The organism is Kitasatospora sp. NPDC048407 (genome assembly GCF_043200475.1).
Taxonomy (GTDB): Bacteria; Actinomycetota; Actinomycetes; order Streptomycetales; family Streptomycetaceae; genus Kitasatospora.
In genome coordinates, this window is record NZ_JBICXW010000008.1 from 225,945 (window position 1) to 247,400 (window position 21,456).

11 protein-coding genes are annotated in these 21,456 nt (G+C 73.8%); 10 read left to right on the forward strand and 1 reads right to left on the reverse strand.

Going from position 1 to position 21,456, the window contains the following annotated elements; all coding sequences use genetic code 11:
• Positions 1–40 precede the first annotated feature (40 nt).
• The 5 genes from ACGFWJ_RS17965 to ACGFWJ_RS17985 all read left to right on the forward strand — a co-directional run bounded on the left by ACGFWJ_RS17965 (position 41) and on the right by ACGFWJ_RS17985 (position 14,285).
• A complete protein-coding gene (locus tag ACGFWJ_RS17965; RefSeq protein ID WP_392950446.1) occupies positions 41–1,201 on the forward strand; it encodes a Kelch repeat-containing protein in 1,161 nt (386 codons plus the stop codon).
• Positions 1,198–4,410 carry a hypothetical protein gene (locus ACGFWJ_RS17970; protein ID WP_392950448.1) on the forward strand — a complete coding sequence of 1,071 codons (3,213 nt, stop codon included), beginning with the start codon at positions 1,198–1,200 and terminating at the stop codon, positions 4,408–4,410. The genes ACGFWJ_RS17965 and ACGFWJ_RS17970 overlap by 4 nt, the downstream gene beginning before the upstream one ends.
• A complete protein-coding gene (locus ACGFWJ_RS17975; protein ID WP_392950450.1) occupies positions 4,392–9,659 on the forward strand; it encodes a hypothetical protein in 5,268 nt (1,755 codons plus the stop codon). Before ACGFWJ_RS17970 ends, ACGFWJ_RS17975 begins: the two co-directional genes overlap by 19 nt.
• Positions 9,652–11,493, forward strand: coding sequence for a hypothetical protein (locus ACGFWJ_RS17980; protein WP_392950452.1), 1,842 nt, complete (start codon positions 9,652–9,654; stop codon positions 11,491–11,493). The genes ACGFWJ_RS17975 and ACGFWJ_RS17980 overlap by 8 nt, the downstream gene beginning before the upstream one ends.
• A 77-nt stretch (positions 11,494–11,570) precedes the next feature.
• A complete protein-coding gene (locus ACGFWJ_RS17985; protein WP_392950454.1) occupies positions 11,571–14,285 on the forward strand; it encodes an ATP-binding protein in 2,715 nt (904 codons plus the stop codon).
• A gap of 7 nt (positions 14,286–14,292) precedes the next feature.
• On the opposite strand, the gene ACGFWJ_RS17990 is transcribed toward ACGFWJ_RS17985, so the two are convergent.
• Positions 14,293–15,111, reverse strand: a complete 819-nt coding sequence (locus tag ACGFWJ_RS17990; protein ID WP_392950455.1) for an alpha/beta fold hydrolase — start codon at positions 15,109–15,111, stop codon at positions 14,293–14,295.
• Positions 15,112–15,306: 195 nt separating this feature from the next.
• Here ACGFWJ_RS17990 and ACGFWJ_RS17995 point away from each other — a divergent pair, with 195 nt between their 5' ends.
• From ACGFWJ_RS17995 to ACGFWJ_RS18015, 5 genes are all read left to right on the forward strand, one after another.
• A complete protein-coding gene (locus ACGFWJ_RS17995) occupies positions 15,307–16,932 on the forward strand; it encodes a tannase/feruloyl esterase family alpha/beta hydrolase (protein WP_392950457.1) in 1,626 nt (541 codons plus the stop codon).
• A 247-nt stretch (positions 16,933–17,179) separates the two neighbouring features.
• Positions 17,180–18,169 carry a hypothetical protein gene (locus ACGFWJ_RS18000; protein WP_392950459.1) on the forward strand — a complete coding sequence of 330 codons (990 nt, stop codon included), beginning with the start codon at positions 17,180–17,182 and terminating at the stop codon, positions 18,167–18,169.
• Positions 18,170–18,177: 8 nt separating this feature from the next.
• A complete protein-coding gene (locus ACGFWJ_RS18005; RefSeq protein ID WP_392950461.1) occupies positions 18,178–19,407 on the forward strand; it encodes a biotin carboxylase in 1,230 nt (409 codons plus the stop codon).
• 307 nt (positions 19,408–19,714) lie between these two features.
• On the forward strand, positions 19,715–20,062 hold the full coding sequence (locus ACGFWJ_RS18010; protein WP_392950463.1) for a hypothetical protein: 348 nt from the start codon (positions 19,715–19,717) through the stop codon (positions 20,060–20,062).
• 57 nt (positions 20,063–20,119) lie between these two features.
• Positions 20,120–21,451, forward strand: coding sequence for an alpha/beta fold hydrolase (locus ACGFWJ_RS18015; RefSeq protein WP_392950464.1), 1,332 nt, complete (start codon positions 20,120–20,122; stop codon positions 21,449–21,451).
• Positions 21,452–21,456 lie beyond the last annotated feature (5 nt).

Here is a 21,456-nt window from a genome sequence, read left to right on the forward strand (position 1 = left end):
GCCCGATGACGTAAACCCCATGACGGAAGGTTCGACCCCCATGACCAGCACCATCGCGCCGGCCGCAGCGAAGTGGACCGCCGCTCACGATCTGACCGGGGCCACGGCCTGGTACGGGCAGCACGACGGGCCGGTCGTGCTGAAGGGGACCTCGAAGGTGCTGGCGGTCGGCGGCAGCGACCCGAGCGGAGCGGCTCTCGGGCGGGCCGTCGTGTACGACCCGGCCGCCGACACCTGGACGGCGACCGCCACTCAGCCCTCGCCGCGGCGGCTGCACGCGGTGGTGGCGCTGGCCGACGGGAAGGTGCTGGCCTGTGGGGGCATCGGCGGATCCACCGCGCCGGGGCTGGCCTCGGCCGAGGTCTACGACCCGGCGGCCAACACCTGGACGCCGGCCGGGACGATGAACCAGGCCCGCTGGGGGCACAGCGCGGTGCTGCTGCCGAACGGCAAGGTGCTGGTGGCGGGAGGCAGCGCCGTCCGGTCCGGGAGCACCACCAAGGCGCTGCGGTCCGCCGAGTTGTACGACCCGGCGGCGGGGACCTGGACGGTGACGGGTGATCTCACCGACGCGCGGTCGGGGCATGTCGCGGTGGTACTGAAGGACGGCAAGGTGCTGGCGGTCGGCGGCACCGCGTCCGTCGGGCCCGGCCAGGACCCGGCTCTCGCGTTCTGCGAGCTGTACGACCCGACCACCGGCACCTGGAGCCCGACCGGCAGCCTGCTGCGTCCGCGCGCCCTGCACCAGGCGACCGCGCTGTCCGACACCACCGTGCTGGTGACCGGCGGCCGGGCGCCGGGGGCCGCGGACGACGGCACCTTCGACCCGGTCAGCCGGCGGACGGCGGAGAAGTACGACCTCACCACCGGCGTCTGGACCGCCGCCAAGGACATGCCCGCCGGGCGCGCCCAGCACCGCGCCGTCGCGGTCGGCACCGGCGGGGTGCTGGTGGTCGGCGGCACCGGCAGCGAGGCCGACGAGGCCGGTTTCCGCAGCGTCGTCCAGTACGACTCGGCCGCCGATGCCTGGACCGCCCAACCGGGCATGCCCACCGGCCGGTGGGGCTTCGCGGTGGCCGTTCTGCCCGACGGCCGGGTGCTCGCGGCGGGCGGCGCCGCCCGCGCCGGACTGGCCGCCGCCGACCCGACGACGACCGAACTCACCGCCGCCACCGAGCTGTTCAACGGGAGTGGGGCATGACCGCGAACGGCTACTCGTTCCTGCCGTGGCTGCGCACCGGCCTGTCCACCCGGATCACCCAGGACCCGGGTACGGCGGCCCGCGCCACCATCCCGGTCAAGCTGCTGCTGAGCGGTGAGGGCCTGGACGGCAGCCCGCTGAGTCAGAGTGTCGAGCGGGCGGTGCAGCTGTACGGTCCGGGCGACATCGTCGGCGTCGAGGGGCGGGCGATCTCCCGGCGGGAGCCGCTGCCGGGCACCACCAACATCGAGCCCAACTACCTGGCGCACATCGAGTTCTACGACGAGGACTTCCCCTGGCGGTACAGCCCGGCGGTGGCCGACGGTTCCACCGACCGGCTCGCGCCCTGGCTGGCGCTCGTCGTGCTCGCCGCCAGGGCGGACGCGAACGGTGCGCCCGCCGAGTTCGAGGAGGGCGGCGGCGGCACCCCGCTGCCGTTCGTCACCGTCAAGAACCCGAACGTGTTTCCGCCGCCCGACCAGCTCGGCGCCTGGGCGCACGTGCACGTGAACGGTTCGCTGGACGATCCGGTGGCGCGGGAGCTCGGCGGACCGGGTGACCCGGTGCTCGGGGAGCTCGCCGAGATCCTGCGCACCGACCCGGACCGGGCCTGTTCGCGGCTGGTCTGCCCGCGCCACCTCCAGCACGACGTGGCGTACGAGGCGTTCCTCGTCCCGGCGTTCGAGACCGGACGGCTCGCGGGGCTCGGGTTCGACCCGGCGCTGTCGCCCGCCGCGCTGTACTCCAGCTGGGGCCCGGACTACCCCAACCGCATGGGTGCGGGCCAACTGCCCTACTACCAGCGGTGGGCGTTCACCACCGGCGCCACCGGCGACTTCGAGTACCTGGTACGGCTGCTGAAGCCGCGCCGTCCCGACCCCGCGGTCGGCCGCCGGGACATGGACGTGCACCGTTCGGCCGGGCCGGGTCTGCCGCCGATCACCACCCCGGCCGCGATCGGCGGGGTGCTGAAGCTCGGCGGCGCGCTCCAGCTGCCCGAACAGCCCATCGACGCCTGGGAGAACTGGGACAACTTCTACGACCAGCCGGCGCCCGCCGCGCCCTACCCGCACCCCTTCGAGCAGGCGCTGGCCAACCTGGTCAACCTCGCCGAGGCCTACCAGTCCGCCACCCCGGCGGCCGTGAACGGCGCGCTGCCGGCCGAGCAGGCGATGTCGCTGTCGGCCGGCGTCGACCCGGTGATCACCCCGCCGCTGTACGGCCGCTGGCACGCGCTCACCAACCACCTGCTGATCGACGACGCCGGTCAGCCGCTGCCCTCGCCCGCCAACCGCAACTGGGTGCACCGCCTCAACCTCGACCCGCGGCACCGGGTCGCCGCGAACTTCGGCACCAAGGTCGTCCAGGCGCGGCAGGACGAGTTCATGGACGTCGCGTGGGCCCAGATCGGCGACGTCCTGACGGCCAACGCGAAGATCCGCGCCGCCCAGCTGGCCCGCGAGGTCGGGCACCGGCTCCAGGTCAAGCACCTGTCGCCGCCCGCCGCCCCGGCCGGCGCGGTGCCGCCGCCGCCCACCGGCAAGTACCTGACGCTGACCGCGCCCGCCCACCCCCGCGTCACCACTCCGGGGCCCGGTGCGGCGCTCGACGCCGCCGCCGAGCAACTGGCCGTCGGCTTCCAGGTGGCGGCCAGCCGGGTTGCCGAGGCCCCGCTGTCGGCCACCATGCGTCGCCTCATCCGCCCCGGCGCCCGGCTGATGCGCTCGCTGACCTTCCCGCCCGACCAGCCCCGCGAGGCGCTGCTGCCGCGGATGGACGCCGACACCGGCGCCGTCACCGCCGCCGCGCCCAAGGTCAAACCGGCCGCCCTGGTCACCCCGGATCAGCTCGATCACGTCCTGCACCCCGTGATCGGCCTGGCGGCGGCGGATCCGGTCGGATCGCTGCCGCACAGCCCGGACTTCGTCCTCAAGGACATCGGCGACCCCGTCCCGCCGACCACCGGCGGCACCGTCGACAGCCCCGAGGCGCAGCGGTACAAGGGCGCCCTCACCGAGCTCTACCAGGGCTGGGGCGACGCCGACGCCGTCGGACAGGCCCCCGCCCGGGGCCCGCTCGGCGTCGCCGGGACGACGGACGCGGTGCTGACGGGGCTGCACCCGGACACCACCGTCCCCCGCTGCCTGCTCGGCTCGGTGGACGTGCCGGAGCGGCTGCGCCCGTTCGCCGAGAACTTCATCGAGGCGATGGCCTACCCGGTGATCGACCTGCCGATGTACCGCTCGCTGCTCGACCAGTCGACGGACGTCTTCGCGCCCAACCTGGACCTGATCCCGGCGAACTCGATCACCCTGCTGGCCAACAACCGCCGCTTCATCGAGTCGTACCTGGTCGGCCTCAACCACGAGATGGCCCGGCTGATGCTCTGGCGCGAGTACCCGACCGACCAGCGCGGCACCCCGTTCCGCCAGTTCTGGGACCCGCGGGCCGCGCTCTCCCCGCCCGGCGAGACCGCCGACCAGCGCCGCGAACGGCTCTACGACATCCAACCGATCCACCGCTGGGGCCCCGCCGCACTGCTCGGCGAGAACGACAACCGGCAGCAGCCCGGCACCGCGCAGAAGGACGACCTGGTGCTGGTCGTCCGCGGCGAACTGCTGAAGAAGTACCCGAACACCGCCGTGTACGCCCACAAGGCCGCCTGGCCGCTGGACGACGCCGGCAACCCGATCACCACCGGGGAACGCATCCCCGCGCCGCTGCCCGACGAGGACCACCCGACGCCCGACCTGGTCCGGCTGCCGCTCTACGAGGCCAAGGTCGAACCCGACATCTACCTGATCGGGTTCGACCTGGACGCCGCCGAGGCGCGCGGCAATCCGCCCGCCGACCCCGGCTGGTTCTTCGTCCTCAAGGAACGCCCCGGCGAACCCCGCTTCGGCCTCAACGAGCCGGACGCCGGACCGCAGCCGCCCGTCGAGCTGTGGAACGACCTCAACTGGCAGGACGTGGACCCGGGCGGGACCGGCTTCGTCGAGTTCACCGACACCACGAACGTCCCGCTGGCGCCCCTCGACCCCGCCGAGGAGGACCCGGACACCAAGCAGCAGCACACCGAGGACGCGACGCTGCCGCTCTGGTACTCCCGGCTCAGCTCCGCCGACATCGCCTACATCCTCTTCCGGGCGCCGATCATGGTCGCCATTCACGCACAGGAGATGCTCCCCGTATGGCCGACAACGCCCTGAGCGACGACTTCCCCGTCCTGCTCGGCCCGGTACGGATCGAGACCACGTTCACCGCCACCGAACTGCTGGTCCGCGTCTTCCCCGACGACTGGTCCGTCGACACCTTCGAACCGCGGCCCACCGAGGCCGAACTCGGCGCCCTCGACGCCTACTGGACGGCGCTGTGGCGCACCGGCGGAGACCCCGTCGGCGACCGGGCGGCCTGGCACGAACTGGTCGGCCGGATCGCCCCCGGCCGGGCGACCTGGTTGCTGAGCAACCACCAGCCCGCCAACCCCGGCGACCGGCCGATGCCCGTCCCCGCCGGCACCACCGTGCTCGTCATCCTCACCGCCACCGCGCTGGCCGCCGCCGACCGGCAGCCGACGGTCGACTACTGGACGGCGGTCTGGCGCGCCCACGGCGACCGGGTGAAGCTGCGGGCCGCCGACACCGCGCTGCTCGCCGCCGTCGGCCCGGCCAGGGCGGCGCCGATCCGGGCCCGCCGGCCCGCCGGCATCGACGCCGCGCCGCTGGCGAGCGGCGACGCCGTCCTGGTGGCCTTCCCCGTGGTGCCCCGCCCGCCCGACACCGGCATCGCCCCGCAGTCCTGGACGGTCGCCGCCACCGCCGGCCTGCTGCCCGACCGGTTCCGGCTGCTCGGCTGGGCCGGCGGCACCAAGGTCGTCGACCTGGTCGGCAACCCCGTCCCCGCGAGCCTCCAGGTCAGCCCCGACCCGAGTTCCACCGACCCGATGAAGGTCGACGAGACCACCGGCGTGCTGACCGTCCCCGACGCGCTGCTGTGGCTGACCGACTTCGACCGGGCCGTCACCGACGGCATGGGCTTCCGGATCCCACTGACCACCGCCCTGGCCGGCGGCCTCGACCGGCTGGTGGTGCTCGGCCTGCGCGCCCAGTCCACCCCGGCGCAGTCCGCCGCCGACCTGACCGACCGGCTCACCCGCCAACTCCGCAGCCCCGCCGGACTCGGCCTGCTGCCCCAGGGCACCCCCACCAACAACAGCGCCCAGGCACCCGCCGGCACCGACCCCACCCGGCAGGCCGACAGCGCCCTGCGCTCCGCCGCCGCCGGGGCGGACTGGACCACCCGCACCGACGGCCAGTGGTTCGCCGAACTGCTCGGCCTCGACCCCGCCGCCCTGGCCGGCATGGCCAACTCCGACAGCACCGACCAGCGCGACGCCCGCGCCGCCGACACCGCCCTGTGGCCCGCCACCTGGGGCAACCAGCTGCAGACCGTGCTGCACCCGATCTTCGGCCGGGCCGTCGTCGAACAGACCCGGCAGTACTACCTCGACCACGTCTCCGGCCGCGGCCCCGTCCCCGCCGTACAGATCGGCCGGCAGCCCTACGGGATCCTGCCCACCACCGCGTTCTCCCGGCTCGCCTGGCCGGACACCAACCCCGTCGCGCCCCACCGCCGCGGCCTGTACACCGTGCTCCAGGCCGCCGCCGCCGACTGGCAGGCCGCCACCGGCAAGGTCGCCCACCTCGGCGCTCAAGGCGCCGACGCCCACCAGCACCTGCTGGACATCCTTGCCGCGCACCCCACCTCCGCCGAGTACTACCAGCGGTACGCGCTCAGCGTCGAGGACATCTTCAACCGGGAGAACCTCGGCGCACTCGGTTCGACCGTCCTTCCCGCGCTCGAACGCCTGGGCCAGCCCGGGCCGATCCGCGACCTGCTGACCCGCTTCGGCTACCCCGACACCGGCAACGCCCAGGACCCCGACCTGGTCCGCCGCCTCTTCACCGACACCCAGCACCCGCTGCTCGCCCCGCCCGTCGACGACCGGCCGCTCTCCGAGACCGACCCGATCCGGCCCTACACCGCCGACGGCGCCAACTACCTCCAGTGGCTGGCCGCCCACGCCCGCACCGACCTGGAGACCGTCCGCACCGAGGCCGGCTTCCCCGACGACGACCTGCCGTCCGCGCTGCTCTACCTGCTGGCCCGCCACGCGCTGCTGCTCGGCTGGGCCGACGCCGCCACCGAACTCGCCATCGCCGCCGGCATCGCCGGCCCCGCCGAACAGGCCGCCGCCGACCCGGCGTTCATCCACGTCAAGATCCCCGCGCCCGGCCAGACCCTGCCCAGCGAGAGCCGCTACCGGCGGCTCTACTCCGCCGCGCCGGAGATCACCGGCGACCCGACCCGGCTGGTCGTCGACCACATCCCCCGCGTCCTCGGCACCGCCCCCGGCACCGCCCGCCTCGCCGAACAGGCCACCGCCCTCGACCTGTTGACCACCCTGCCCACCGCCCGGTTGGAGCGCGTCCTCGCCGAACACCTCGACTGCGCCACCTACCGGCTCGACGCCTGGCGCCTCGGCCTCGCCAACGAACGCCTCGCCGAACTGCGCTACGGCCCCGACGGCACCGCCCCCGCCACCCCCGGCCTGCACCTCGGCGTGTACGGCTGGCTGGAGGACGTCCGCCGCCGCGACACCAGCACACTCACCGAAATCACCCTCACCGGGCCGCTCGCCCAGGTCTTCCAGGGCAGCACGCCGCTGCTGCACGACGCGAAGAACGGCGGCCACCTGCACGCCCCGTCCCCCGGCCACGCCCGCACCGCCGCCGTGCTGCGGGCCGGCTACCTCGCCAACGGCTCACCGCAGAACCCCGGCTCGTTCGCCGTCAACCTCAGCTCCGGACGGGTCCGGATCGCCCTCGGCCTGCTCGACGGCATGCGGCAGGGGCAGTCCCTCGGCGCGCTGCTCGGCTACCGGCTCGAACGCGCCCTGCACGACGCCCACGAACAGGCCGAGGTCGACTTCCTGATCTCCGCACTGCGCCTCAAATTCCCGCTCCGGGCCGGCCGGATCGCCGACACCGTCCCCGGCCAGGCCGACCAGCCCGACCCGGCCAAACCCCTGGCGATCGGCCAGCTCGAAGCCCACAACGTCATCGACGGCCTCGCCCTGGTCCGCCTGCTGACCAGGGGCGACGCACCCCAGACCTACCCCTTCGGCCTGGACGGCCTGCCCACCGTCAACGGCGCCCAGCAGGCCGTCGTCGACCGCTCCGTCCAGGACCTCCTCGACGTCCACGACGCGCTCTCCGACCTCGCCGTCGCCGAAAGCACCCACCAGGCGCTGCTCGGCAACCCCGAACGCGCCTCCGCCACCCTCGACGCGTACGCCAAGGAAGGACTGCCACCCGAACCCGCCGTCGTCACCACCCCCCGCAGCGGCACCACCCTCACCCACCGCTTCGGCCTGCGCCTCACCCCCGGCCTCAAACCCGACACCGGCGCGCCCCCGCTCTCCCACAACACCCCGCGCGCCCAGGCCGAACCCGCCGTCAACGCCTGGCTGCCCGCCCTGCTGCCGCCCGCCACCGGCGTCGTCGCCCAGGTCACCTGGACCGACCCGATCACCGGACAGCCCCGCAGCCGCACCCTCAGCCAGTTCGACCTCCACCTCCAGCCGATCGACCTGCTCTGGGCGGTCCGCCCGGCCGGCGACAGCGCCATGACCGACCTCGACGACCGGATCACCGGCGCCGTCATCGCCCTCGACAACCCGCGGCCCGACGCCGAACTGACCATCCACTACACCGACCGGGTCGCCGGGAAGATCACCTTCTTCGAACTCGCCCCGCTGATCAACGTGCTGCGCCCGCTGCTGACCACCGCCCGGCCGCTGCGCCCCACCGACCTGATGCCCGCCGCCGGACCGGCCCCCGCCGACCGGGCCGCCGACGACGCCGTCTCGCTGCCCCGCGAACGCCCCGCCGCCGTCCGGGCCTCGCTGGACGTGCTGCGCGTCAACGTCGAGAGCTACCTCGCCACGCTGGCGCCGCTCTACCCGGCCGGTGCGCCGCCGCAGCGCGCCCAGATCCTCGCCACCGTCGACACCCTGCTCGCCGGGTACGCCAACCTGGTCACCACGGCCGCCGGCTTCGGCATGGTCCGCAGCGGCTGGGGCGAACTCGCGATGTGGCGCCGGGGCGTCTTCGGCGACGTGCTGGCCGCCGTCGCCGATGCCGCGGACCGGATGACCAGGGCGCTGGCCCAGGCCGACGCGCTGCTCGCCACCTACGACGCGCTGCCGTTCAACACCTCCGCCGCCGAGCGGTTCCGGCTGCTGCAACAGGCCGAGCGGCTGATCGCCACCACCCCCACCACGCCGCTGCCCGCCCTGCCGGCCGTCCTGCGCGGGATCCTGGTGGGACGGCGGCAGGCCTTCGCCAACAAGCTGGCCTCGCTCCGGGCGGAGGCCAGGACCGTCCGCACCACGCTCAGCGGCCTGCTCGCCGAAGTCGCCGGCAAGCTCCCGCTGACCGCCTTCGACCCGACCGACCTCAGCCTCCAGCCGTTCCAGGACCGGGTGGTGCTGTTCTGCCGCGACCTGCTGGACCGTGCGGGCGCGCTGCACACCGACGTCCTCGCCCGGCTGGCCGGCGCCGACCAGGCGCTCGCCGCGTACGACGCGGCCGTCACCGGGCCGGACCAGGTCACGGCGGCGCTCGACGCGCTCAAGGCGCTGCTCGGCCAGGACGCCCTCGCCGTACCGGAGTTCACGCCCGACCCGCAGCTCGCCGCCGACTGGCAGAACGCCGTCACCGCCAGCGGCACGCTCGTCCAGCACCTCACCCAGCCCCCGTTCGGGAGGGACTTCCCGATCGACGACTGGGCGCACGGCGTCGCCCGGGTCCGCGACAAGCCCCGGCTGTGGGAACAGGCAGTGCTGCTGAGCGACGCCCTGCGCGGGCCCGGCGGGCTGCTCGGCTCCCTGCTCGGGTCCGCCGAACCGCAACTGACGCCGATCCAGCTGCCGTTCCGGCCCGGCGACCACTGGCTGGCCATGGAGTTCGCCGACGACACGCCCATCACCGAGGACAAGGTGCTGTTCACCGCCCACTACGCGCCCGACCCGCTGCTGCCCTCCACCACCCGGGTCGGCCTGCTGTTCGACGAATGGACGGAGGTGATCCCCACCGACCGCGAGACCACCGGCATCGCGCTGCACTACGACGGCCCGGACTCCCAGCCGCCGCAGGCCATGCTGCTGGTCGTGCCGCCCGTGCGCACCGGCACCTGGAACACCGACGACCTGATCGCCGCGATCGGCGAGACACTCGACCTGGCGAAGACCCGCGGCGTCGAACCCGAACACCTCGACAACACCGCCTACGCCCAACTGCTGCCCGCCACCGTGATGTCCGCGACCCGGCAGCCGATCACCATCTCCACCGACCTCGCGACCGCCAACCAGCGCTGGAAGGCCGCCCATGCCTGAGCCCCGCATCGCCGACCTGCCCACGGCACTCGCCGGCCGGACGAACCCGGCCGTCGGGGTGTGGAACCGGCTGGAGGGACGGCCCCGCACCACCGACTTCCAGCGCGCCCTGCGGGCCGAACTGCGCGACCCGCTATGGCTGTTGACCCGGCAGTGGCAGCTAGGAGAGTTCCGCGCCACCGACGGCGGCTCACCCGTCACCGCGACGTACTCGATCGCCGGGACCCGGCCCAGCCGGTTCCGCCCCGACGACGGCGCCGCCGAACCACTGCCGGACGACCGGCCGCTGGAAGCCCTCGCCGAGCGGCGCCCGCCGGCCTTCGTGGCGGGAAACGACCCGATCGCCTTCGACCTGCGGCTGGCGATCGGCCGGCGGTGGCTCAAACTGCTGGGCCGCGACCCGGTGCTGGCCAACATCGCGTTCGACTTCCGCGGCCAGTACGTCCGGATGTACCCGATCGCGCTGCCCGACCCGACCGCCGACACCGACGCCCCGCGGGTGTCCGACCCGGAGACCTGGTCCACTCTCCAAGCCGTCGCCGGACGGCGGATGGACGGCTACCTGCTGTACCGGCACATCAAGGGCGGCGGCCACGCCTCCGACGGCATCAACGACATCCTGCACCTGCACTACCCCGCGCTCGACGCCCTCGGCACCCGCCTGGTCGCCTGGTTCGACGACCTCATCGACCAGCCGGACGGCGACGACAGCTGGGACCCGCGCCGCCTCGAACACCGCTTCTCGGTGGCCGGCACCGCCCCCGACGGCACCGAAAAGGTGCTCACCGCGCAGGAGTTCCCCGGCGGCGAACTCGACTGGCACGCCTTCTCGATCGACCCCGACCACCCCGTCGGCGGCGCCGAACCGCCACTCCCGCCGATCAACCGCACCGTCTTCCCCGCGCCGCTGCGCTACGCCGGCATGCCACTGCCGCGCTGGTGGGCGATCGAGGACGGCGGCACCAACTTCGCCGCCGTGTCGCCGGACAGCACCGACCTGGCCCGGCTGATCTTCCTCGAGTTCGCGCTGGTCTACAGCAACAACTGGTACCAACTCCCGTGCGAACTACCGGTCGGCACCCTCGCGTCGATCCAGGGACTCGCCGTCACCGACGTGTTCGGACAGCGGCTGTGGATCACCCCCGCGGGCACCGGCCTGGACGAGAACTGGCAGCGCTGGTCGATGTACACCCTCGACACCATCGACGCCGGACCCGACACCCCCGCCGACACCAGCCTGCTGCTGCCCGCCAGCGTGCCCAAGGTCGCCGACGGACCCGCGCTGGAGGAAGTGTCGCTGGTCCGCGACGAGGCCGCCGACCTGGTCTGGGGCATCGAGGCGACCGTCCCCCGCCCCACCGGCCCGGGCCGCCGGGGCAGCGAGGTCGCCGCCGAGATCCGTGCCTACCACCTGCGCCTCCACCCGCCCGCCCCACCGGACGCGCCGCTCGCGCCGATCGCCTACGAGGCGATGAACTCCGTCCCCGAGCACTGGATCCCGTTCATCCCCGTGCACGTCCCCGGCGACAACCGCACCGTCCAGCTGCAACGCGCCGCCATGCCCGACGTCGTCGGCGTACTGCCGCCCGTCCAGCCGCGGACCTCGCTGCTGCGCGAGGGACTGGACGCCGCCACACCGCACGGGTACTTCGTCAACCAGGAGGAAGTCCCGCAGACCGGCACCCGGCTCTCCGTCGCCTACCACCGGACCCGGTGGCGCAGCGGCCGGGTCTGCGTCTGGCTCGGCGCCCAGCGCGGCGCGGGCCGGGGCGAGGGGGCGAGCGGGCTGGCGTTCGACCTGCTGGTGGACACCCCTCAGGCGCCCGCGAACTGAGGTCGTATCGGCAGTTCGGGCGGTGTTCGTAGGATGGTCATGGCTCCTCCGGGAGGGGATTCGTACCGGAGGGGACCATGGCGGACCAGGCGAAGCGTCAACTGCTCGGGCGGGAGCGGGAGTCGGGGGAGTTGGAGCGGCTGCTGCGCGAGGTGCGCGGCGGGCGCAGCCGGGTGCTGGTGGTGCGGGGGGAGGCGGGGGTCGGGAAGTCGGCGCTGCTGGATCAACTGGCGGGGCTGGCCGGGCAGTTGCAGGTGGTGCGGGCGGCGGGGGTGGAGGCCGAGGCGGAGTTCGCGTACTCGGCGTTGCAGCGGCTGTGCGCGCCGCTGCTGGACCGGCTGGAGCGGCTGCCCGAGGTGCAGCGGGACGCGCTGCGGGTGGCGTTCGGGCTGAGCGGTGGGGCGGCGCCCGAGATGCTGCTGGTCGGGATGGCGGTGCTGGGGCTGTTCGCGGAGGCGGCGGCCGATGCGCCGCTGGTGTGCCTGGTCGACGACGCGCAGTGGCTGGATCTGATGTCGCAGCGGATCCTGACGTTCGTCGGACGGCGGCTGGACGCCGAGTCGGTGGCGCTGGTGTTCGCCGAGCGGGCCGTGGACGGGGCGGGCGACGAGGGCTTCGCCGGGCTGCCGGACCTCGCGCTGGGCGGGCTGGGCGACGCCGAGGCCCGGGCGCTGCTCGACAGCGTGCTGCCCGGGCCGGTGGACGCCCGGGTGCGGGACCGGATCGTCGCCGAGACCGGCGGAAACCCGCTGGCGCTGCTGGAGTTGCCCCGGGGCCTGTCGCCCGCGGAGCTGGCGTTCGGCTTCGGCGGGCCCGGGGCCGGGCCGCTGGCGACCCGGGTCGAGGACGGCTTCCGGCGCCGCGTGCAGGCGCTGCCGGCCGACACCCGGGCGCTGCTGCTGGTCGCGGCGGTCGAACCGGTCGGCGACGGGCCGCTGCTGTGGGACGCGCTGCGGTTCCTCGGCGTCGGGCCGGAGGCGGCGGCGCCGGCCGGGGAGCTGATCACGGTGGGGGCCGCGGTGCGGTTCCGGCACCCGCTGGTGCGCTCCGCCGTCTGGCGGGGCGCGGACGCGACCGCGTTGCGGGCCGCGCACCAGGCGCTGGCCGAGGCCACCGACGGCGGGCGCGACCCCGACCGGCGGGCCTGGCACCGGGCGCACGCCGCGCTCGGGCCGGACGAGGAGGTCGCCGTCGAGCTGGAGTGCTCCGCCGACCGGGCGCTGGCCCGCGGCGGGCGGGCCGCCGCCGCGTCCTTCCTGGAACGGGCCGCCGCGCTCACCCCCGACCCGAAGGGACGGGCGCGGCGCGCGCTGGCCGCCGCGGACGCGTACCTCGCGGCCGGGCTGACGGCCCGGGTGCCCGACCTGCTCGCCGCCGCCGAACTCGGCGCGCTGGACCCGCTCCAGCAGGCCCACGTGCACCGGCTGCGGGCCAGGGTGGCGGCCCTGGCCGGCCCGGAACTCGGTGTGGTGCGGCCGCTGCTGGACGCGGCGGACCGGCTCGGCGCGCTCGACCCGGCCGCCGCGCGGGAGACCGCGCTGATGGCGTTCGGCGCCGCGATCTGGGCCGGCCGGCACGACGACGGGGCGCTGCGGCAGGTCGCCGGGGCGGCCCGCGCGCTGCCGCCCGGCGACGAGCCGGCGGGCATCCTGCTGCGCGCCCTCGCCGCGTGGACCACGGACGGGCCCGCCGCCGCGCACCCGCTGCTGGCGCGGGCGCTGCGCGCCGTCCCCGACATCGACGACCCGGCCCTGCTGTGGGCGGCCGCGAACGCCGCCGCCGAGCTGGGCGACCTCGCGGCCTGGCTGGACGTCACCGAGCGGGCGGTCCGCTCCGCCCGGACGACGGGCGCGCTGTCGATCCTCTCGACGGCGCTGCCGCACCGGGCGGCCGCGCTGGGCTTCGCGGGGCGGCTCGCCGAGACCCGTGAACTGCTGGCCGGGGCGACCGCCGTCGAGAACGGCGCCGGCCTGGCGATGCGCCTGGCCGCGACGGCCGGCATCGGCGCGTACCAGGGCCGGGAACGGCCGGCCCTGGCCGCGATCGGGGCGGCCGAACGGGAGGGCGAGCGGTGCGGCCTCGGCCGGCTCACCGCGACCGCGGCGTGGGCGCGGGCCGTGCTCCACAACGGCCTCGGCAACTACCCGTTGGCGCTGGAGGCGGCGCTGCGGGGCGCGGAGTACCGGGATCTCGCGGTGCACCAGTGGACGTGCGGCGAACTCGTCGAGGCGGCCGTCCGGGCCGGGGACCCGGCCGCGGCGGCCGGGGCGCGGGAGCGGCTGGCCGATTGGGGCCGGGCCGGTACACCGTGGGCGCTCGGCGCGCGGGCGGTCGCCGAGGCGCTGGCCGGGCCGCCCGAGCAGGCCGAGGACCGCTACCGGGAGGCCGTCGGGCACTTCGGGGCGGGCGGGCTCGGCGTGTTCGAGGCCCGGGCCCGGCTGCTGTTCGGCGAATGGCTGCGCCGCCAGAACCGGCGGGCCCTGGCCCGCGACGAACTGCGCGCCGCGTACGAGGAGTTCGCGCGGATGGGCCAGGAGGCGTTCGCCGAGCGGGCCCGGCGCGAGCTGCTCGCCACCGGTGAGACGGTGCGCAAGCGGGCCGTCGGCGGGCCGGAACTGACGCCGCAGGAGGCGCAGATCGCCCGCCTCGCCGCCGCCGGGCACCCGAATGCGGAGATCGGCGCGCAGCTGTTCCTCAGCCCGCGGACGGTGGAGTGGCACCTGCGGAAGGTGTTCGGCAAGCTGGGGATCACCAACCGGCGGGAGATCGAGGGGGCGCTGGCTTTGAGTTGACCGAGCGTCAGCTCATGGCCGCCTTTTCGATGACGCCGGCCACCAGGTCGGGGTGGGAGACCGCGACGGAGTGGGACGCGGCGACCTCGGTGGTGCGGGCGTGGGCGCGTTCGGCCATGAAGCGCTGGGCGGCGGCCGGGATGTTCAGGTCCTGGGTGGTGACGATGTCCCAGCTGGGGACGGTCCGCCAGGCGGCGGCGGTGGCCGGTTCGGTCAGCGCGGCCTGGGCGATCGGGCGCTGGGTGGCGGCCGCCAGTGCGGCCTTCTCGGCGGGGACGTCGGCGGCGAACTGCGCGCGGAACTTGCCCTGTTGGATGTACAGGTCGGTGCCGGTGCTGCCGTCGGGGAGCGGGTACGGCACCGGGTCGAGGGCGCCGGCCAGGGTGGATCCGGGGAACTGTCCGGTCAGTTGCAGGGCGGACTCGCCCGGTGCGGGCAGGAACGCGGCGACGTAGACCAGTGCCTTGACGCGCGGTTCGCCGACGGCGGCGGCGCTGATGACCGAGCCGCCGTAGGAGTGGCCGACCAGCACGACGGGGCCGTCGATGTGGTCGATGACGCCGCGCAGCGCGGCGGCGTCGGAGGCGGGGCCGCGCAGCGGGTTCGCGGCGGCGACGACCGGGTAACCGTCGTGGCGCAGGCGGGCGATGACGCCGTTCCAGCTCGACGCGTCGGCGAACGCGCCGTGCTCCAGGACGACGGTCGGCTTCGGTCCGCGGTCGGCCGCCGCAGGGCCGGCTGTCGCGCCGGTGAGGGCGAGGACGCCCGCGGCTGCGGCGAGGGCCGCGACGAGCCGCCGTCCGCGGCCGTTCTGGGTGATCGACATGGCGACGCTCCTGGCTTCGGTCTTCGGTCTTCGGTCTTTGGTCTTCGGGGGCTTGGGCGTTCACTGTCTCCCGCGCGCCGGGCGTCCGCATCGGTTGGATGACTGCATGGCCACAGAGCGTCGGATGACTGATGTGTTCCAGTCGGCGGGGCGGCGACAGTGTTCGCGCGATTCCCGAAATTCGAGGAGAGACACATGAATCGACGGCTTCTGAGGCTCGCGGCGGCAGGATTCTCGCTGGCGGCGGCCGCGGCCGTCAACGCACCGGCGAGCGCCTCGGCCGGCCAGGCGGGCGGCGCGACGCTGACCGCCTCCGGTTCCGTACCGTTCGCCTGTACCCCGTTCCAGCCCTCGGCGCCGGAGGGTGCCTCGGTGGAGTCGGTGACGGCGACGGCCGTGCCGGCGGGCGCGTTCCAGGTGCCCGGCAGTCCGCCGCTGGGTGGCGGCGTGGTCCCCGACGTGCCGGCGCACTGCGAGGTGACCGTCACGCTGACCCACCCGGGCGCCAACGACCGTGCCAAGGTGCAGATCTGGCTGCCGGAGTCCGGCTGGAACGGTCGCTTCCAGGCGGCCGGCGGCGCCGCGTACGCCGCCGGGAACATCGGCTCGGTGGCCGCGTCCGTCAAGCAGGGCTACGCCGCCGCCACCACCGACGCGGGCGTGGACACCAGTGGCCTGGACAGCAGTTGGGCGCTGGACGGGCAGGGCCGGATCAACGCCGCGCTGCTGGAGAACTTCGCCTCGCGCTCCGTCCACGAGATGGCGCTCGTCGGCAAGCAGGTCGTCGACGGCGTCTACGGCCACACCGCTTTCCACTCCTACTTCAACGGCTGCTCCACCGGCGGCCGCCAGGGCTACATGGAGGCGCAGAAGTACCCGACCGACTTCGACGGCATCAACGCGGCGTCCCCCGCCGTCAACTGGAACCAGTTCGAGGTGGCCACGCTGTGGCCGCAGGTCGTGATGAACGAGCAGCACACCTACCCGACCGCCTGCGAGTTCAACGCGTTCAACCAGGCCGCGCTGAAGGCCTGCGACAAGCTCGACGGCATCGCGGACGGGCTGATCAGCGACCCGAACCGCTGCGACTTCGACCCGCGCCGCCTGATCGGCATGAAGGTGGTGTGCGAGGGCAAGGAGTACACGATCAGCGCCGCCGACGCCGAGGTGGTCCGCAAGATCTGGGACGGCCCGCGCGACAGCCGCGGCAAGCGGCTCTGGTACGGGCTGCCGATCGGCGCCGACTTCGGCCCCCTCGCCGCCAGCACCACCACGGACGGCGTCACCACCGGCGCGCCGTTCATCGTCCCCGCCGAGTGGGTCGCCAACTTCGTGCAGAAGCAGCTCGGGTTCAGCTCGGCGAACCTGACGTACCCGCAGTTCGAGGAGATCTTCCGCAAGGCCCGCACCGAGTTCGACCCGGCCATCGGGACCCGCGACGCGGACCTGTCCGCGTTCCGCGACGCCGGCGGCAAGCTGCTCAGCTGGCACGGCGACGCCGACCCGGTGATCCCCACCGCGGGCACGGTCGACTACCGCAAGCGCGTCGAGGACCGGATGGGCGGCAGCGCGAAGGTCGACGACTTCTACCGGGTCTTCCTGGCCCCCGGCGTCGGGCACTGCGCCCTGAACGGCGCCGACGACATGGCCGCGCTGACCGCCTGGGTCGAGCGCGGGCAGGCCCCCGGCGTGCTGCACGCCACCCTGCCCACCGCCGACGGGCGGAACGTCACCCGGGACGTGTGCCAGTACCCGATGGTCTCCCGCTACGCCTTCGGCGACCCGAACGCCGCGAGCAGCTTCCGCTGCGTCAAGCCCTGACCTGAACGGGGGGCGGGTCGCCGATCCGCCCCCCGTCCTCGGTTGCTTCGGTTGCTTCGGTTGCGGACAAGGAGTGGAAGTGGACAGCAACGATCTCTTCAACGGTTCCGTGGAATCCGCGCCTCGTGCGTTGGTTCGGTCCCCGTCGCCGTTTCGCGACTACGTTCTGCACGACCTTCCGGGGGACCTGGCCGAGGTCGGGCGTGGCGGCCTTTCCTATCGGCAACTGGCGCTTAAGCAACGGGAGTTGGTGAAGGCATTCGGTCTGGTCGGGGACGACCCGCGCGCCGCGCGCGTCACGCAGCTCGACCTGCTGTTCATGCTGGGCGGGTTCGCCCCCGCCGGGCCGCTGGCCGCGCCCCGCGAGTTGACGGAGCTGATCTCCGCGCAGAGCGCGCGGTTCCGCTCGCTGGATCCGCACCTGAGCTACGAGCTGCTGATCGACGTGAACTGCGAGGAGTACCGGCGCTGCGGTGACATCCGGGTGTTCTCGCCCGGCCAACTCGGCACCCTGGAACGGGACTTCTACCTCGGACACTACCTCTCCGAGCCGTGGATCAGGTCCGCCGCGTACGGGCTTCGCGCGCTGATCACCGCGCCGGACGCCGTGAAACCGGTGGCGGTGCTGGACGACGCCGCCCGCTGCGTCGCGGAGTTCACCTCGCACATGGCGAGCTACCGCCGGCTGTCCGGGGAGGCGTTCGGCCGGTTCCGGCACTTCCACATGGGCCACCCCGGCGGTCCGCGCGGCGCGAGCGGGGCGTTCATGCCCAGCGTGCAGCTGCTCGAACTGGCCCTGCTGCCGCCGACCACCGAGTACGGCAGCTACCTGGACCTGGCGATGTCCTACTTCCCGACCTGGTCCCGGCCGGTCGTCGCCCAGTGGCGCAGCGCCTCCAGCCTGGGCATGAACGTGTGGCAGTCGGTGCGGGACGGCAGGCTGGTGCTCGACGGCGCCGGGGCCGAACGGCTGGTCCAACTGATCGACAGGTTCGTCGACTTCCGCATGGTGCACCTCGGCATCACCCGGCGCATGCTGCCGGAGGCGTTCCCGGACCGGACCGGGCTGACCCGCAGGGAGATCGGCGCGCAGGCCGGCGAGCGGGGGGTTCTGAACGCCGAGCACCCCGGCACCTCCGGGTTCAGCGTGCGCGACGTCCTCACGAACGCCGTCCACCGGCTGCTCGAACTCCGCCGGGAAGTCCTTTCGTCCGCATCGGCTCCGGCCAACCAGTAGGGGGCAGAATGTCCGCGTTCCGTGTGGCAGTCGTCGACGCGTTCGGGCCGGCCTACGGCCACATCGACGCCTTCGCGGCGGTCGGCGGCGAGGTCGTCCAGGTGCAGAGCACGCCCGGGCTGCCGTTCGGTGTCGAGCCGGTGGATGCGGCGCGGTTTGCTCAAGTGCTGGTCCACGACGGTGAATTGGACGCCTTGGCCGCGCGGCTGGAGGGGGTCGTCGCGGTGCTGCCCGGACGCGAGACCGGGGTGGAACTCGCCGACGCGCTCTCCGAGAAGCTCGGACTGCCCACCAACGGCACCGAGTTGAGCGCCGCGCGCCGGGACAAGTATGTACAGATCGAGACACTCAGGGCCCGGGGCGTCCCCGCGATGCGGCAGCTCCGCACCGGGGACGAGAGCGAACTCCACTCCTGGCACGCGCAGTTGGGCGGGGTGGCGGTGGTCAAACCGCTGCGCAGCTACTGGGGCGACGGCGTGTCGTTCTGTAACTCGCCGGACGAATCGGTCGTGGCGCTGCGCCGGCTCCGCGGCAGCGGGACGATCCACGGCGAGCCGATCGAGCAAGTGGTGGCCCAGGAGTACCTGGTCGGCACCGAGTACATCCTGAACACCGTCAGCAGCAGGGGCGTTCACCACCTGACCGACGCCTGGCGCACCGAGCGGATCACCGCCAACGGAGTCCGCGACCTGGTCGTCGCCCAGGTGCTGCTGCGCTCCGACGAACCGCCGGTGCCCGAACTCGCCGCGTACGGACGCCAGGTGCTGGACGCGCTCGGCATCCGGCACGGCGCCGCCCACCTGGAGATCAAGCTGACGCCGGACGGCCCCCGGCTGATCGAGGCGGGCGCCCGGATGTCCGGACTCCCGTACTACACCGACCGGTTGCTGGGCGAGGGCCAACTGGAATGGATCGTCGACGCCTACGCCCGCCCCGACCGCTTCCGCACCCGGGCCGGCCGGGCGTACCAACGACGGCACGCGTTCGCCTGGGCCGCACTGGTCGCCCCCGCAGCCGGGCGACTGGTCCGCTACCGGGCCCTCGACCGGATCCGCGAGCTGGAAAGCTTCCGCGACCTCACCGTGCTGCTCGAACCCGGCGCCCCGATCACCCCGACCACCTACGACCGCGGCTACCCGGCCACCCTCACGCTGGAGCACCCGGTGGACGCCGTACTCCAGCGCGACCTCAACACGGTGCGGTACCTCGACGGCGCCGGGATGTACGAGATCGCCTGAATCGGACCAGGGTGCGGTGACGCGCGAGGTTGAACGTCAAGTTGAGGCCAGTTCGCACGCGGCCTCCGGCCGTCACCTCGTACTCCCACTGGTGCTTCAGCGTAAAGCTCCCCCTGCCGGCGGCCGTGATTTGACTGAATGCGCCGCGCACCCGGGGCCGGATCGGGGGAAGCGGATGTGCGGTCAAATGACCGATTTCGAAAGGCGGTTCGGCGCCAATGATGGACAGGGCGCGCCCGCTCCGAAGGGCGGAGAACCGGGCCTGATCCCCTCAGCAACAACGTCCCACGAACGGAAGGTGGTTCATATGTTCACTCCCAAGGCCTCGGCCGTCGCGGCGGCTCTCGTCGCGGCCGTGATCGGCCTCGGTGCCGGATCGGCGCAGGCCGCCGGCTGGCCCCCGTTGCAGCCGGGTGCGCACCTCTACTCGGGCAGCGGCGGGAGCGGCGCGGTGACCGTCGTCGATCTCGACGACTTCGGCACCTGCCACACGCTGTCGGCGCCCGCCCGGTCGGTGCAGGTCGCCTCCGGGGCCGCGTCCGTGGTGCTGTACACCGGCGCGGGCTGCACCGGCGACCACCCGTGGGCCACCGGCTCGCTGGCCCAGTTCGACCTGCCGTGGCCGGCGCTGAGCTACCGGGTGGTCCCGGTCTGATTCCGTCCTGTCGCGGGCGGAACACCTCACATCTCTTTCTCATGCAAGGAGGCCTCGATGGCAGCGCACGAAAACACCACCGGCCGACGCCGTTTCCTCGGTCTGGCGGCGGCCGGGGTCGTTGCCGGCCAGGTTGCCCTGTCCGCTCCGGCGCAGGCGGTCACCGGGCGGGCGGCGGGATCGACGGGCGCCGGGGAGGCGCCGCGACCGGGGGCGGGTATCCGTCCGTTCCGGATCAAGGTTCCGCAGGCGGACCTCAATGAGTTGCGGCGGCGGATCCGGGCGACCCGGTGGCCGGACCGTGAGACCGTCGACAACCGCACCCAGGGTGCGCAACTGGCGAAGATGCGGCCGCTGATGGAGTACTGGGGCAGCGGGTACGACTGGCGGACGCTGGAGCGGCGCCTCAACGACCTGCCGCAGTACATCGTCGAGATCGACGGGCTGGACATCCAGTTCGCGCACATCCGCTCCCCGCACGCGGGCGCGATGCCGATGCTGATGACGCACGGCTGGCCCGGTTCGATCGTCGAACTGCTGAAGGTCATCGACCCGTTGGTCAATCCCACGGCGCACGGCGGGCGCGCCGAGGACGCCTTCCACCTGGTCCTGCCGACCCTGCCCGGCTACGGCTTCTCGGGCAGGCCGACCGGGCCGGGGTGGAACTTCACCCGCATCGCGCACGCCTTCCACGAGCTGATGCTGCGCCTCGGGTACCCGGAGTACGTCTCGCAGGGCGGCGACCACGGCGCGATCCTCTCCGAGGTGCTCGCCGTCCAGCAGCCGAAGGGGCTGCTCGGCATCCACGTCAACATGCCGGGGACGGTGCCGGACGACATCCTGCGCCGGGTGCGCAACTTCGACTCGGCCCCCACGAACCTGTCGGCCGAGGAGAAGCGGGCGTACGACCGGCTGCTGCACTTCTACCGCGACGGTTTCGGCTACGCGGCGATGATGAACCAGACCCCGCAGACGATCGCCTACTCGCTCACCGACTCCCCGGTCGGCATGGCGTCGTACTACTACGACAAGTTCGCGGAGTGGACGGACTCCGGCGGCGAGCCGGAGAAGGTGCTGACGTACGACGAGATGCTCGACGCGATCTCGATGTACTGGCTGACCGGCACGGGCGCGTCGTCGTCCCGGCTGTACTGGGAGGGCGCCCAGGCGGGCGGCGGACCGTTCAACGCGGTGTCCATCCCGAAGCTGCCGGTCGCGGTGACGGTCTTCCCGTCCGAGATCTACCCCGCGCCGCGCAGCTGGGGCGAGCGGACCTTCGGCAACATCATCCACTGGAACGAGGTCGACCGGGGCGGCCACTTCGCCGCCTGGGAGCAGCCGCAGCTGCTGGCCGAGGAACTCCGCACCGCCTTCAGGTCGCTGAGGTAGGACGG